Here is a 16,158-nt window from a genome sequence, read left to right as displayed (position 1 = left end):
TCAATGCGCCAGGGAACATTGTAATAACACGAGTAAAAAAGAAATTTCCGGGGACGACTGGCTCGGGATTGCAAATTCAGTCGTGAAATTAATGGGTATTACTGAGTCGAGTGAGCAGTAAGAGCCTGCTCAAGTAAGAGAGAAGCCGGATATTCTGGATCAACTGAATGAACTCTTCAAATAACCTCAATAGCTGAGTCTTGAAAAGATCGATTCTGCCGCAATATAAGTTATAGAAGCCGTCTAAGTCGGCATGAAACATAGCGCGGGAGAACTCTTCATGCGAGCAGACAGACTCACCAGTAAGCTGCAATCCGCATTGTCAGATGCTCAGTCACTGGCTCTGGGCAAAGACCACAATCAGATAGAACCTATTCACTTGTTGCTGGCTCTTCTAAACCAGCCAGGTGGCTCTATCAAGCCACTGCTGAGCCAGGTGGGTTTTAATTTGCAGCAACTGGCAGATGAGCTCGAGAAGCAGCTTGACCAGGTGACTGTCATAAACAATCCAACCGGTGACATTCAACCCTCCCAGGAAACTATTCGGTTGCTCAATCTGGCGGATAAGCAGGCCCAGAAAAAGGGTGATCAGTTCATTTCCAGTGAAACCGTTTTGCTGGTCATGATGGAGAGTCATTCTGCTGTTTCCCGTGTTCTGAACAGCCAGGGGGTTAGCAGGCAGGCGCTGGAAAATGCCATCAGTCATCTAAGAGGTGGCGAAGCGGTCAATGACCCTAATGCAGAAGACAATCGAAATGCTCTGGCTACCTATACCGTGGATCTTACTGAACGAGCTGAAGAAGGTAAGCTCGATCCGGTTATAGGTCGGGACGATGAGATCAGGCGTATCGTTCAGGTGCTCCAACGGAGAACCAAAAATAATCCAGTGATTATCGGTGAGCCTGGCATTGGTAAAACCGCCATTGTCGAAGGATTGGCTCAAAGAATTATCAATGGAGAAGTGCCCGATGGCATAAAAGGCAAAAGACTTTTGTCGCTTGATATGGGGGCGCTGATTGCTGGAGCCAAATTCAGGGGCGAGTTCGAGGAACGGTTGAAGTCTGTACTCAATGAACTGTCCAAGCAGGAAGGCCAGGTTATCCTGTTTATCGATGAACTGCACACCATGGTTGGAGCAGGTAAGGCGGAAGGTGCCATGGATGCCGGCAATATGCTCAAGCCTGCATTGGCTCGTGGCGAACTCCACTGTGTTGGTGCTACGACGCTGGATGAATACCGGCAGTATATTGAAAAAGATGCTGCTCTGGAGCGACGCTTTCAAAAAGTGTTGGTGGATGAGCCTACAGAAGAAGACACCATTGCTATCCTGCGTGGTTTGAAAGAACGTTATGAAGCCCACCATGGTGTTGATATTACTGACCCGGCTATTGTTGCTGCGGTCAAACTGTCCCAGCGCTATATCACGGATAGACAGCTGCCAGATAAGGCTATTGATCTGATTGATGAATCGGCCAGTCGTATTCGCATGGAAATGGACTCCAAGCCCGAAGAGATGGATCGTCTTGAGCGTCGTCTAATTCAGCTTAAGATCGAACGGGAAGCTCTGAAGAAAGAAGATGACAAGGCGTCAAAGGAAAGACTGGCACTTCTGGAAGAGGAAGTTGACAGTCTGGAAAGAGAGTATTCAGATCTTGAAGATATCTGGAAAGCTGAAAAAGTAGTGCTTCAGGGTTCGCAAAAGTTAAGAGAAGAGCGTGAAAAACTACTGATAGCTCTGGAAGCCGCCCAGCGTTCCGGTGATCTGGCAAAAATGTCAGAAATTCAATATGGGCAGCTACCTGAGCTGGAGAAAAAGCTGGTCGAGGCCGATGCAGCCGAGTCGGGTGGAGAAACCAAGCTGCTTCGTAACCGGGTGACAGATGAAGAAATTGCTGAAGTCGTTTCCCGATGGACAGGTATTCCTGTTGCCAAAATGCTGGAAGGAGAGCGTGAAAAACTGCTGAAGATGGAAGACGCTCTTCACGCTCGTGTCATAGGCCAGGATGAAGCGGTCGTGGCTGTCTCTAACGCAGTGCGCCGTTCGAGAGCAGGTTTAGCGGACCCCAACCGACCTAATGGTTCTTTCATGTTTCTTGGGCCAACAGGGGTGGGTAAAACCGAATTGTGCAAAGCGCTGGCGGTTTTCCTCTTTGATACTGAAGATGCCATTGTTCGTATCGATATGTCCGAATTTATGGAAAAGCACTCAGTTGCCCGTTTGCTGGGTGCGCCTCCGGGCTACGTGGGTTATGAAGAAGGTGGTTATCTGACAGAAGCGGTTCGCCGTAAACCTTATTCTGTTGTATTGATGGATGAAGTGGAAAAAGCACATCCTGATGTCTTCAATATTCTGCTTCAGGTACTGGAAGATGGTCGTTTAACAGACGGCCAGGGAAGAACGGTTGATTTCAAAAATACTGTGATAGTCATGACGTCTAACTTGGGTTCTGATGTTATTCAGACGATGCAAGGAGAGGATTTCGAGGCAATGAAATCAACCCTTATGGATGTAGTGGGAACTCACTTCAGACCTGAATTTGTGAACCGTGTCGATGAGCTGGTGGTCTTCCATCCTTTGACTGAAAAGCAGATAGAAGGCATTGCTGCCATTCAATTGAGTCGACTGAACAAACGTCTTGGTGAAAACAGTTTGTCGTTGGAAGTCTCAGAAGAAGCTATGCGGAAACTGGCTGAGGTGGGCTTTGATCCAGTGTATGGTGCACGGCCATTGAAGCGAGCCATCCAACGCAGTATTGAGAACCCACTGGCTGAGTCAATCCTCTCAGGTCATTACTCTCCCGGAGATGTCATTAAGGCAACACTCAAAGGTGATGAAATTACGTTTGAGTAATCCCTTCTTTTCGAAGCCGCTGTTTTGCGGCTTCTTTCTTTTCTTTCGTAAGGACCGAAGTTACGTGTCGTAGTCATCCTGAGAATACTTAACTCATTATCTTCCGTACATGCGCCTATTGTCAGAAAGTTAGAGCAACGTGCATAATTGCAGGGGCTAACCCACCTGTTTTGTCTGTTCATCACTGTGTAATGTAACAGCCATGAGCGGAGAATGCTGCGGACTCTAAAGTATGAAAATTGATATTAGAGTCTTAGAAGGCAGTATTATCATGGTCAATAGTCTCAGGATACAGATAAAACACTCTCTTTTATGAGGTATGCATGTATCCCGTTGTTGTCTCAGATCTTGATGGTACCCTTCTCAATGACCAGCATGAGCTGGCTCCCCGCACAAAAGAAGTTATTCGTCGTTTAAGTAGTCAGGGCATCCGTTTTGTCTTCGCAACAGGCAGGCATTACATTGATGTTGAAGAGATGAGAGCCCAGCTGGATATCGACATGTACACCATCACTTCCAATGGTGCCAGAGCACATAATCCCCAGGGAGAAATGATTGTCAGTCATGATCTCAATCCTGAGTTTATTCAGCCCTTAATTGCGCTCGGCCGAAAATACAGCGAAACCGTGTTTTTGAGTGTTTACAGTGAAGATAAGTGGTATGTCGAGCAGCACCATGAAGACCTGCTTAAGTTTCATAAGGACACAGGCTTCAGCTATACCATGCAGGATCTGGATACGATTCCTGTAGAAAAGATTATCAAAGTATTCTTCATAGCCAAGGAGCATGATGAGCTGTTTGAGCTGGAACAGGATATTCATGAAGCCTTTGGCGACTCGGTTAACATGGCCTTTTCACTGGATACCTGCCTTGAAATCATGGCTCCCGCTGTGAGTAAAGGGGCTGCACTGGAAGAGGTCATGAAGCTCAAGGGGCTGAAGCCTAAAGATGCAGTGGCTTTCGGTGACGGCATGAACGACGTTGAAATGCTACAGGTTGTAGGCAAAGGATTGGTTATGGGGAATGCTACAGAGCGATTGAAGGCAAAGCTGCCTGATCACGAAGTGATTGGTGAGTGCAGCGATGATGCTGTGGCTCAGTATCTGGAAAGTCAATACGTTAACTGATGTATTACTTCTTTGAGATGTTATTAGAAAAAGGGGCTCAGCCAGCCCCTTTTTGGTCCTGCTCTAAATTGAACTTGTTTCATCCCTGCCAAGATTGGTTTCCTTTACCAAGGGTGTTCGGTCCAAAGTTTGCAAAGGCTCGGCCATAGCTGCTGAGTGTTGGGTAGACATTGTTTTTAACCATAAAGGCCCCGGCAACCATTAAACCAATCTGCCCTGCAACTGGTAGATTGGCTGCTTGCTCATAAAGCTTAACGAGTCCACTTATTCCGGTCGTTTTTAGAGCGGTAGCGCCAACGCCGGTTGTGATGGCGGGTACAGCCAGTTTTTCAACCGAGATTCTAAATCCTGTATTGATGTCAGGATTCTTTAGATCGTAGTCATTATATTGAATTCCAGAAAAGGACATTCCGATATTCTTTGTCAGCCTTTTAAGGTTGTCTTTCTCCGTTCCTTTTCCACGAGGTGCTGAAAAAAAGACACGGTGGTATTGGGTGTTTATTGCTGATTTATAACTGGCCTCAGTATTAATCTCAGCCTTTTTGATTACACTATTACTTTCTGAGAGGCTTTCTAGGGCTTCTACAAAGGTTTTAGCTCCTTCACCGTGTACCAGCCACCGGACACCGTCTTTGTATTTTTGGGATTGTTGGATAATAGAAGCCAGTGATGCAATATTGGGTTTTTTGTCGAAGCCTTTTGCTTGATAAAACAGGTTATAGGCATTTCCTCTGGAAGATACTCGGCCAGGTTCCAGATCGAACGCTCCCTGTATATGTTCCACCATCTTGTTGCTGGCTTGTGCTAAATCATCATACTTTCCACAGATTGCTATATATGGCTCATGAAGAATTTTATTATTGAATTCAGGTTGCTTAGCTTCTTTTTGGACTGGGGTCCAGTTTTCATTCTGTGTGTTATATCTTATTGCGTAAAATCCCGATTGTGAATGTGTTGTTGCCTGTTCCTGAATATCAAGACTTTCAATTAGGACACTGTTGTTTTCCCAAATGCGAAAGCGAAGTTTGGCGCCGTTCAGGTCCATAGTGTTTATGCGACCAGCTTTGTGCTTGTCTTCACCAGAGCCCTTAGCTACAGCCTGAAGGTTATAGATGGCTCTGAGTACAGAAGTATAATAAAAATTTCCCGCATGATTTCGCTGGATTTCTTCCCAATTTGAGCGATGTTCATCCTTGATGAGAATCAACCTCCCTCGGGTTTCATTGGGAGAAAGCGGGCTGTAGCCTTCAGGTATCTGATGTCGATTCATTGAGTTAACTTCCTTGCTGCTGTTGTTATTTGATTATTGTGAGTACCGAACTGGCTTTTGCCACGCTCAAATCATAAGAAGTGGAGATGTAAAATTTTCATTATGATAGTGTCGGAGCTGGGGTCCCTGCTTTGGTAATCATATATTCAGGTTCACCGGCATCAGCATCCCCAATACGCCATTCTGGGAATACCCAAGGCATTGGCTCTAGCTCTTCTGTAATAGTACTTTCAGGGTGTCTTTCGCGAAGGTGTCTGATTTGCTGAAGGTGTTCTGGGGTGTAGCTTAGTTGCATGCTCTCAATAATTTGATCACGAACTTTATTCATGTTTTTCCGGCTGAAGCTTACCGGAGTGTAGCCAGTATACGTAAAGTAGAGTCTCAAGGAGTATTCCCGGGCGAGGGGTATCATCAAAGAGGCAAGGCTGTTAGCAAGAAGTCGAGTCTGTTCTGGATCACCTTGAAGGGTGTCGTGGATTTCATAGAGCACCCAAGGGATTTGCTGTTTCTGTATTACCTGCCAGTTGACCGGGACTTTGGGTTTATGCAGATTGATGGCTCTTAATGCTTTGAAATAAGCAGCTCTGAGAGTGATTTTCCCAAAATCTGAAGGGTTGAAGTAGCTCATGGTCTCTGGCAGGGTTTCATCATGACATAGCATCATGACCATAGAAATAGAGCCCAGGGGGCGACCTCGCCAAACGGGGCCCATAAAGTCCCACTCCCTTTTTAGAATGCTTTGCATGGCGAAGCCTTCACGGCGCCAGCCCATGCCTTCCTCTTCTTCTATCTGGTCTGACCAATAGCCATCCGGAGAATAAATGTTGATAGATTCAGGCGGAGCTTTTTCTCCGGACGAAGTGTCTCCAGCAAAGCCACCGTAGCTATGGTGAGGTGGCAATTCCATGGTAAGAATATTGCCCGAGAGATCTATCCGGATTTTTTCACGGATATGACCATTGATAAGATAAGGGCGTTTTCTTGAAGCGAAAAGACGTTTTAACATCTGAAATCATCCTGTATAGCCGGCAGTTGTCCATTATTATTACCGGTAATGCTTGGGACGAATCTTATTGAAAAGTGTTTTGCGTTGCAATGCTTTGGAATATAAGGGGGGGAGGTGCTGCCTGAGTCGCAAAAGTGCTATCAGGCATTGCTATGAAACAGAAGAGTGCTTATAGCCAGCCGCCAAGATCTTTCCAGCGGTTGATGATAGAGCAGAACAGCTCGGCTGTTTTCTCTGTATCGTAACGTGCGGAGTGCGCTTCACCTTTATCAAAATGAATGTCGGCTGCTTCGCAGGCTCTGGCAAGAACTGTTTGACCGTAAGCTAGTCCTGACAGTGTTGCAGTATCAAAGCAGGAGAACGGGTGGAACGGATTACGTTTGATGTCACAGCGTTCGGCTGCAGCCATAACAAAGCCAAGGTCAAATGATGCGTTGTGGCCCACCAGAACCGCGCGATTGCAGCCCTGCTTTTTGACTTCCTTACGCACAGTTTTGAAGATGCCATTCAGGGCCTGCTCTTCTTCAGTGGCTATACGCAACGGGTGAAAAGGGTCAACACCGATGAACTCAATAGCAGCGGGTTCAATATTGGCACCTTCAAAGGGCTTAACGTGGAAAGACTGTGGCTTGCCGGGGTGTACGTAGCCGCTTTCATCCATTTCAATGACGACGGCTGCAATTTCCAACAGCGCATCGGTGGCGGAATTGAAACCTCCGGTTTCCACGTCCACCACAACGGGTAAGAAACCACGAAAGCGGTTGGCCATCAGGTGGCTATCATCGACCACGGAATCTCCTTAATACATTCAGAGTAAAGGGGAAGTCTGAAGTTTTGTTGTATCAGACTTTCCCGAATCAGTGTCAGTCCTGAAGCTGTAAGCGCCAGTTCAGGGTTTCACCTGCACGCAGAGGGACAACTTGATTGTCTCCCAGAGGAATTGACTCTGGCAATTGCCACTCTTCCTTAATCAGTGTTACAGATGTCTGGTTTCTTGGTAAATCATAGAAATCTGGGCCAAAGTGGCTGGCAAAACCTTCCAGTTTATCCAGGGCATTCATGCTTTCAAAAGCTTCTGCATAGAGCTCTAGAGCAGCAGGTGCGGTGTAGCAGCCTGCACAACCGCAGGATGTTTCTTTAGCGTCTACACCATGAGGAGCAGAATCCGTGCCCAGAAAAAACTTCGGGTTGCCGCTGGTGGCTGCTTCCAGTAATGCCTGCTGATGGATATTACGTTTAAGAATGGGCAGGCAATAATAATGAGGGCGAATGCCTCCTACCAACATATCGTTTCGATTGTACAGCAGATGGTGTGCAGTAATAGTGGCTGCTACCTTGTCATGGCTGCTTTTTACAAACTCAACGGCATCGGCCGTCGTAATATGTTCCATGACCACTTTCAGATTGGGGTGACTGAGGGTGATATCTTTCAGGTAACGATCAATAAAGACTTTTTCCCGATCGAAGATATCAATGTCTGAATCAGTCACTTCAGCGTGTACTAGAAGTGGCAGTCCCACTTCAGCCATAGTCTCAAGGCTTTTTTCAATGTGACGGATATCGGTTACGCCGGAGTCAGAGTGGGTGGTTGCACCTGCGGGGTAAAGCTTCAGCGCTTTTACATCCCCTCTGGCTTTGGCTTCACGGATCATCTCCGGGGTAGTGTTATCTGTCAGGTACAGGGTCATCAGGGGCTCAAACTGACTGCCTGCCGGGATATGCTCAAGAATCCTCGCTTTGTAGGCAGCGGCATCATCCGCATTCAGTACTGGGGGGCGAAGATTGGGCATGATGATCGCACGGGCGAAATTTCTGGCTGCAGAACAGACAGTTTCAGCCAGGGCTGCGTCATCTCTCAGGTGAATATGCCAGTCGTCAGGGCGTGTCAGGGTGAGCTTTTCTTTCGCTATAGGCATTTGCGTCATCTTCTGAAGAGTACCTGTTCCAGAGAAGAAAGAGAAACTGTTGATTAGCAACAGTGTAAACGTGTTTTTGTCACGAGTCCGTTAAATGCAGCAAAGGCTGATCAAAAAAATACGTCAAATAAGGTGGAATCGGCAGAGAGTTGTGGGGACTCTCTTTTCTGCGTGGCATCGTATCTAAAATTGCGCTGGCTGGGTAGTGATATTTCCTCATCCGGTTAGCCCTTGTGACTAGTGAGGCAGGTGGACCGAATGCTTGTTGTTCAGCAGGTTAAGACCGTCTGTGCAACAGAATTTCTGCCTATGGATGATTCAGGGGATAAGTTGAGAGATTTATAGGGCTTTCGGGCTAGAAAACCAGCCTGTATTCGCGAATAATGGGCGCCAAATTACGGCTGTCCGAAGTTATATGGGTTCTTTCCACATTGAGGCCATGGAAAAGAGGGTGGTGTCTAATAACAACCCTAATAAATCAGGGTTGAATTAATATGTTGATTCCTTGAATAAATATTGATTTTCGAGTGTCGATCATCAATACTCTCCAGGAAATCAGGTTTTACCGTATCGGGAATTGGGAGTGCTCGGTGAAAGAGATTAAAAAAGTCGTACTGGCTTATTCTGGCGGACTGGATACCTCGGTGATTGCCAAATGGCTGGAAGATACCTACGAGTGCGAGGTTGTGACATTCACCGCTGACCTGGGTCAGGGAGAAGAGGTCGAGCCAGCCAGAGCCAAAGCTGAAGCGTTGGGTATAAAAGAGATTTATATCGAAGACCTGCGGGAAGAGTTTGTTCGAGACTTTGTGTTCCCAATGTTCAGGGCTAATACTGTTTATGAAGGTGAGTACCTGCTGGGTACTTCTATTGCCCGCCCCCTGATTTCTAAAAGACTGATCGAAATTGCCAATGAAACTGGCGCAGATGCCATTTCTCATGGTGCTACCGGCAAAGGTAATGATCAGGTGCGTTTTGAATTAGGTGCTTATGCCCTTAAACCGGGTGTACAAGTTATTGCCCCATGGCGTGAGTGGGACCTGAATTCCCGTGAAAAACTGCTGGCCTACTGCGATGAGCATGACATTCAGGTTGAGAAGAAAAAAGGCAAGTCGCCTTATTCAATGGATGCCAACCTGCTGCATATTTCCTATGAAGGGGGTGTTCTGGAAGACCCCTGGGCAGAAGCAGAAGAAGAAATGTGGCGTTGGAGTGTTTCTCCGGAAAATGCACCAGACGAGGCACTGTATCTTGAGCTGACTTATAAAAATGGAGACATTGTCGCCATTGATGGTCAGGAAATGACGCCTGCAACAGTTCTGACTTACCTGAATAAGGTCGGTGGAGAAAACGGCGTTGGTCGTCTTGATATTGTTGAAAATCGTTATGTAGGCATGAAATCCCGTGGTTGTTATGAAACACCAGGCGGAACCATCATGCTGAAAGCTCACCGTGCGATCGAGTCCATTACCTTGGACAGAGAAGTTGCACACCTGAAAGATGAGTTGATGCCAAAATATGCGAAACTGATTTATAACGGCTATTGGTGGTCTCCTGAGCGTGAAATGCTTCAGAAGATGATTGATGAAAGCCAGGAGTGTGTGAATGGTGTCGTTCGTCTGAAGCTTTATAAAGGTAATGTTTCAGTGGTTGGTCGTCAGTCCGATGATTCACTGTTTGATGAAAATATTGCTACTTTTGAAGATGATGAAGGCGCTTACGATCAGGCTGATGCTGAAGGCTTTATTAAGTTGAATGCGTTAAGGTTGAGAATTGCCGCTAACAAGGGTCGTAACCTTGGCTAATGAGTAAAGCAGATTAATATTGATAGCCTGAGCCATTAACTGCTCAGGCTATTTTATATTAGCTTTAATAAAACTTTATATTAAGTGGGGTAATCATTATTTGTTATTAATGCTAATGCATTGAGATTAACCTATTAAATGATTAAGTGTGTACTGTAAATTAAACGTAATTTTATTTAACAAAAATAAACAAAGTTTGAGTTATTCTATGACCTGAATCAAAAAAAGTTATTTTTGAAAAGCCTCCGAATCTTTAGATATTGTCAAATAAGTTGTCCTTCTTAATAGTGTCCTTCGTCCCTTATTGATCCATTGTCATACCCTTAAAGCTTGGCTCCTGTTTTGTAATCGGAGTGAAAGCGTTCATGGCAGTGAAGATCACTGATTGCTGTAAAGGCTTTCATTATCATCTATGAAATGATGATCAGGCATTGCAAGGAATTAAAATAATGCAGTATTCTCGCTTGGCCAGAGCCGTTTCTCTGACTCTTCCTTTTATCTTTTTGGCAGGTTGCGATGAAAATAATGTTGATGAAGTGACATTATCTTCTCAAACACTCCAGTTTGATCCTGCTAAAGGTGTGATTCCATACCCTAATGATATTGTTGGGTTTGATGAAGATGGAACTCTCCATATACCTGGTGAAACCGATTGGGCAAACACTGCGGGCGACAGCCCTAATGTTTACTGGAATTATTATGGAGCACAGAAAGGGTGGGGAACTTCTGTGCCCATGGTTCTTGAATTTAAAAAAGCTGCAGAAGAAGCCGGTGGTTCGCCTACCATTGATGGAGAAACATTGCAGGCCGGTATTAAAATGTATAAAGAAGACGGAGGTATTTTAAAAAGTCTTGAGTGGAATAAAGACTACCGGGCCATTCTAGCCAAATCAGGCACTATTAATATTGAGCCGCTGAAGCCTTTGGATGAAGCAACCAGATACTTTGTGGTCATGACGTCTGGCGTTAAAGATGCTCATGGCCAGACACTGAAAGTGTCATCTGCGTACCAACAGCTTTTGAGTAGTAAGAGTGATATGGGTCTACATCTTCAGGGGGTGATTGATACTCTTGGTGGAGCGGGTATCTCGCCTGATGATATTGTTTATGCTGCGGATTTTACAACAGGAAGCAATATTAGTGTTATACGTCCGGTTATAGGAAAGTACCTTGATGAGTACTCCTCTAATACCCATTTGGTTAATTTAGAGGAAGAGGTGGTTAGCTCAACATCAAACATTGGTGAAGAGAATACTCTGCTAACACAGCTTTCTGATCAGTTTGAGAAAAAAGGCCTGGAGGTTCCAGAGACAGAGCCGGATGCGGTGCCAGAATACAGAGTCTTTTCGGCCGCTATTAATTTGCCCGCTTATTTGGACACCCCCGAGATAGGTGTGAACTGTGAATACAATGAATATGTCTCCAGTATGCAGGAAGGTGGGGCCAATGACAGTCACCCTGAAAACTTTAATGAATACAGAGTAGCTCCCCAAGCATTTTGTCCTGGCGCTTTCAGCTACTTCCAGACAGACGACGGCACGCCAATTAATGCCAGTAATGCTGCTGATATTCATGTATTCAAAGAGCCTTATCAAAATCTTGTCAAAGCGAAGATTTATTTGCCTGCCGGTCCCGTTCCTGAGAATGGATTTAAAGTAGTGATGAGTAGCCATGGCTTTGGCAGCTCAAAAGACGAAGCCGAACTGTTTGCCAAGCAATTGGTTGGGGCTGGTTATGCACTGGTAGCGATTGATCATCCTATGCACGGTGAAAGAACCGTGGATATAGATGGGGATGATGTAGCCGATCTGGACGCCTCGGTACGTCGAACTGATTATGCCAGCCCCGAAAATCTTTTAACAACTCGTGGTTTCATGTGGCAGGTATCTATGGATTACATTGGTATCAGAATGGCCATTGCTAATGGGGTAGAAGATGATCAAGGCCAGGTTCTGCTGGACAATAAAAATGTTCATATGATGGGGAGTTCTCTGGGGGGGATTCACAGCACGATCATTTCAGGAATGATTCGGGATGCTCAGGAGCATTTTTCATCTTATGCTGATGATCTGGATATTAAAACTACGGTGACTAACGTTCCTGGCGGTAATGTAGCTGCGGTTCTGATGCAATCTCCGGTACTGTTGCCAGAAATGAAGGCAGATATTCTGGAGTCAGGTCCCTTCAGACTCTATATGGCTGAGAAGTTAGGTATCTATAACCCCGAAGTACAACTGTCAAGAAATGAGAAAGTGGCAGCACTGGATAAAGCGGACGAATATCGCAATATCCCTGAGGGTATCGACCTCAGCCAACCTGAGCTAATTGACGACAATGTAATACGTCAGATGGCAAATAAAATGGTATCAGTCAGTCAAGCTTTGGGTAATAAAGCAGCCACTGATTTTGCAGAGTTTGAAGAACAGGTCTGGCAGGCCTATAAAATTCCTGCTGAAATCGCTTATCAGACTATCATTGATCCTTCCGATCCGGTGAGTTACGCCAAAGTGCTGTCTGCTTATAAAGATGAGCCGGTACTGATGAGTGAAGCTGTAGGGGATGGTTCGAATGATCTGAGCCTTCTGGACGCTGGATTGGCATTGAAAACAGAGGGACATGAGTGGAACCCGGGGGATTTTGTCATCGTGAACCAGGCGGATGAAATGCCTTTAGGTGGAGGAGATGCCGTCATCAGAGCAATGGAGCTGGACCTTCTAACAGGTGGTGTTAATGGAGAGGAAGGAAGTGGTACCATTCGTGGCGCTTCTCGATATGCCTATGGAACCCATCTGTCCAGTTTTGTGGAATTACCTCTGGCTGTGCTTGATCCAGATCTGTTGCCTAATGATCACCAGGTGCATAACAGCATTGTCAATGCCACGCTCTCATTCCTTAACTCTAATGGCAGCAGCGTGACTGTTAATAATGGCAGGCCTGGTGAAGGCAGTGATAAGTTGTTGGTACCTGCAGAAGATTTTCCTGAACAGCCTGAGTACAAATTCAGATAAAATAAATTTGAAATACAGACGTCTCTCATGATGAAGCTCCTCCCATTGTTTTTTTGGGGGGGCTTCCCAACTTTTCTTGTTAAATAGATATTGCCCTTCTTTTTTGTCATCAAATATTTCTTTGTACAACCCCCATTAATACTTATCTTTATTCTTTCATAATTCATCAAATTGATGCGCTAAAGGCGACTCAATAAGTGAAATATATTTAACTTATTACTTAATAAATGTACTCTGTGAATGAGATGAAATAATGAGTAACAGAAAGTAACTATGTAGCCTTAATAAGATGACCTGAATCAATAAATTGGTTTTTTTGATGTTTTTGTTGTTTAAGTCATTTGTCTCATTATGGGATCTAAATAATAGTATGCCCTGTCATTAATTGAGCTTTTGCCGCACTCCTCGGTTTTCACCTTGTGTTTCCAATGGTGTAAATACCTGTACGCGAGCGAAGTTCAATTTTTGCTGATAAGGCTTATTAAAAAAGTCCCTCGCCGAAAATGATGCAAAGTCATTAGAAGGAAATAAAATGATGCAGTACACACGCTTGGCTAAAGCGGTTTCATTGACTCTCCCCCTTATTCTGCTGGCAGGATGTGACGAGGTTTTTGATGACAACGTTGATGAAGTCACCCTGCAATCCCAAACACTTAAATTTGATCCTTCCAATGGAGTTATTCCCTATCCGAACGATATTGTGGGGTTTGATGAAGACGGAACTTTGAAAGTGCCCGGGGAAACCGATTGGGCGAACACTGAAGGTGATAGCCCGAATGTGTATTGGAATTTCTATGGTGCCCAGAAAGGTTGGGGAACTTCGGTTCCCATGATTCTCGAGTTTACCAAAGCGCCAGAAGAAGCCGGTGGTTCTCCCACAATTGACCCAGCTTCCTTTCAAAACAGCATAAAAATGTTCAAGGAAGTGGATGGGGTACTCGAAAGCCTGGAATGGAATAAAGATTACCGGGCCATCCTTGCCAAAGCGGGCACTATCAATATTGAGCCGCTAAAACCATTCGAAGAAAATACCCGTTATTTTCTGGCTTTAACCAATGGTTTAAAAGACTCTCATGGTCAAACACTTCAGGCGTCCAGTGCTTATCGTCAACTGCTGAGCAGTAATGATGAGATGGGCCTGCATCTTCAGGAAGTGATTGATAAGCTGGACAGTGCCGGTCTTTCTTCTGACAGTATTGTTTACGGGGCTGATTTTACCACGGGGGGTAATCTCAGCATTATCAGACCTGTGGTCACTGAATATCTGGATGAGTATTCATCAGATACAAAGATTACTGATTTAGTGGAGGTGCCAGTACCTTCACCTATGAAAGATGAAAAAAAGAATTTTATTCTTCAAGAGGTTGAGACAGCGCTTGCTAAGAATGATGTAGTCATGCCTGAGCTAGCGGCTGACGAGGTTATTTTCCGTACATTTACGGCAAAAATTAATTTGCCGAATTACATGGATACACCACGCTCGGTAGGGCCAAACAGCAACTGCTCGTACAATCCCTACGTTGATTCGTTGGCGGGTAGTGAACCCGCTAACTTTAATGAGTACAGAGTAGCTCCTCAGGAATTCTGTCCTGGTGCATACAGTTTTTGGCAGACAGGGGCTGCAGCGGGTGAGCCGTCTGGTATTCCTGTGACAGCTGAGAACGCCAGCGACATCTATGTATTCAAGGAGCCAGAAAATAACCTGCTAAACCTGGTCATCTATTTACCGATGGATCCTCCGGAAAATGGCAATAGCTATCCGGTATTTATGAACAGTCATGGTTATGGAGGTACCAAGGAAGATGCAACATTGTCTGCAAAGACATTGACAGCCAAGGGCTATGCGGTGGTTTCTCTGGATCATCCTATGCATGGAGAGCGTGCGGTGGATGTTGATCTTGATGGAACGGTTGATCTGACTGCAGAAGAGCGTAGAACGGATTATGTGAGTCCCGAAAACCTGATGACAACCCGAGGTTTCATGTGGCAGACATTAATAGACTATGTTGGTATTCGAATGGCGTTGTCCAAAGGGGTTTCTATCCCTGGCGGTAGCGATACATTGAGTACTGATAACGTTCATATGATGGGTGGTTCTCTGGGTGGCATAACCGGAACATCTATCTCTTCTTTGATGCGTGACAGTCAGGAAGAAAACCCTGATTATTCAGATCAACTGAATCTTAAAACCACTTCTGTCAGTGTACCCGGTGGTGGCGTTGCTTCTATTCTGATGCAGTCTCCATTATTGCTGGAAGAGATGAAACAGGACATTCTTGATGCAGCTTCGTTCCGTCTGTTCATGGCAGAAAAACTAGGGTTCTATAACCCTCGAGTAAACCTTTCTAAAGACGACAAGGTGACTGCACTGGATGAAGTAGACGAGTATCGTGAATCTCTTGATGGTGAGAATATCAGTCAGCCAGAGTTAATTGAGAATGAAATGGTACGAGCCAGGGCGAATAAAATTTTGTCCACTTCAAAAGCAATGGGTTTTACTGCTGATGAAGCACCGTCGGAATTCGCTGAGTTTGAAGAGCAGGTATGGAGCGAGTATCAAAGGCCGTCTGAAATAGTTTATCAGTCCACTATCGATCCATCTGATCCTATTAATTTTGCCAAGGTGCTGGCGAAGTATAGAGATGAACCGATTTTCCTTAATGAAGCTGTGGGTGATGGTTCCAATGATCTGAGCCTGTTGGATATGGGGCTGGCCCTTATGACTGACGGGAATGAGTGGAATCCAGGGGATTTTGTCATTATTAATCAAGCTGATGAAATGCCTCTGGGAGGGACGGACCCTCTGATCAGGGCGTTAGAGCTGGATATTCTGCAGGGTGGTGCCACAACGGGTGATGCAGACAACCCAATCCGGGGTGCGGCTCGCTACGGTTATGGTACTCATATGTCCAGCTGGGTGCCATTGCCACTGGCTATTATTGATAAGGATTTGTTGCCCAATGATACCTCTGTTCATAACAGCATTGTGAACGGAATAATGACCATGGCTGAAAGCAACGGAACGGAGATTACTATAAAAAACTATGGGACAACGAATGGGGATAGTTTGTTGCTTCCTGAGTCGGAATTTCCAACACAGCCGGAATATAAGTTGAGATAATTCTACTCTCACTTCTCCGCTTTTCTTTTGAAAGACCACTGTCAGATATGATGG

9 protein-coding genes are annotated in these 16,158 nt (G+C 45.3%); 5 read left to right on the top strand and 4 right to left on the bottom strand.

Annotated features, from left to right (window positions below; all coding sequences use genetic code 11):
• Positions 1-280: 280 nt before the first annotated feature.
• On the top strand, positions 281-2,851 hold the full coding sequence (clpB, locus tag GZ78_RS17275; protein WP_034839529.1) for an ATP-dependent chaperone ClpB: 2,571 nt from the start codon (positions 281-283) through the stop codon (positions 2,849-2,851).
• Positions 2,852-3,174: 323 nt separating this feature from the next.
• Positions 3,175-3,978, top strand: a complete 804-nt coding sequence (locus GZ78_RS17270) for a Cof-type HAD-IIB family hydrolase (protein WP_034838813.1) — start codon at positions 3,175-3,177, stop codon at positions 3,976-3,978.
• Positions 3,979-4,057: 79 nt separating this feature from the next.
• Here the strand turns inward: GZ78_RS17270 and GZ78_RS17265 are convergent, their stop codons facing one another.
• The 4 genes from GZ78_RS17265 to pyrC form a co-directional block, all read right to left on the bottom strand.
• Positions 4,058-5,248 carry a hypothetical protein gene (locus tag GZ78_RS17265; RefSeq protein WP_034838810.1) on the bottom strand — a complete coding sequence of 397 codons (1,191 nt, stop codon included), beginning with the start codon at positions 5,246-5,248 and terminating at the stop codon, positions 4,058-4,060.
• A 100-nt stretch (positions 5,249-5,348) separates the two neighbouring features.
• Complete coding sequence (locus GZ78_RS17260) at positions 5,349-6,254, bottom strand: hypothetical protein (RefSeq protein WP_034838808.1); 906 nt, start codon at positions 6,252-6,254, stop codon at positions 5,349-5,351.
• A gap of 169 nt (positions 6,255-6,423) precedes the next feature.
• Positions 6,424-7,023, bottom strand: coding sequence for a ribonuclease T (gene rnt / locus GZ78_RS17255; protein WP_081869938.1), 600 nt, complete (start codon positions 7,021-7,023; stop codon positions 6,424-6,426).
• Between the two features lie 94 nt (positions 7,024-7,117).
• Positions 7,118-8,170, bottom strand: a complete 1,053-nt coding sequence (gene pyrC / locus GZ78_RS17250; RefSeq protein ID WP_034838805.1) for a dihydroorotase — start codon at positions 8,168-8,170, stop codon at positions 7,118-7,120.
• Positions 8,171-8,760: 590 nt separating this feature from the next.
• Between pyrC and GZ78_RS17245 the strand changes: the two genes are divergently transcribed.
• From GZ78_RS17245 to GZ78_RS17235, 3 genes are all read left to right on the top strand, one after another.
• Positions 8,761-9,975: an argininosuccinate synthase gene (locus tag GZ78_RS17245; RefSeq protein WP_034838803.1), complete on the top strand. Its 1,215-nt coding sequence runs from the start codon at positions 8,761-8,763 to the stop codon at positions 9,973-9,975.
• A 449-nt stretch (positions 9,976-10,424) separates the two neighbouring features.
• Positions 10,425-12,983: a hypothetical protein gene (locus tag GZ78_RS17240; protein ID WP_034838800.1), complete on the top strand. Its 2,559-nt coding sequence runs from the start codon at positions 10,425-10,427 to the stop codon at positions 12,981-12,983.
• A gap of 532 nt (positions 12,984-13,515) precedes the next feature.
• Complete coding sequence (locus GZ78_RS17235; RefSeq protein ID WP_034838796.1) at positions 13,516-16,104, top strand: hypothetical protein; 2,589 nt, start codon at positions 13,516-13,518, stop codon at positions 16,102-16,104.
• The last annotated feature ends 54 nt before the right edge of the window (positions 16,105-16,158 follow it).

Origin of the sequence: Endozoicomonas numazuensis, from assembly GCF_000722635.1 — a bacterium.
Lineage (GTDB): Bacteria > Pseudomonadota > Gammaproteobacteria > Pseudomonadales > Endozoicomonadaceae > Endozoicomonas_A > Endozoicomonas_A numazuensis.
This window is presented reverse-complemented; position numbering and strand designations above follow the sequence as displayed.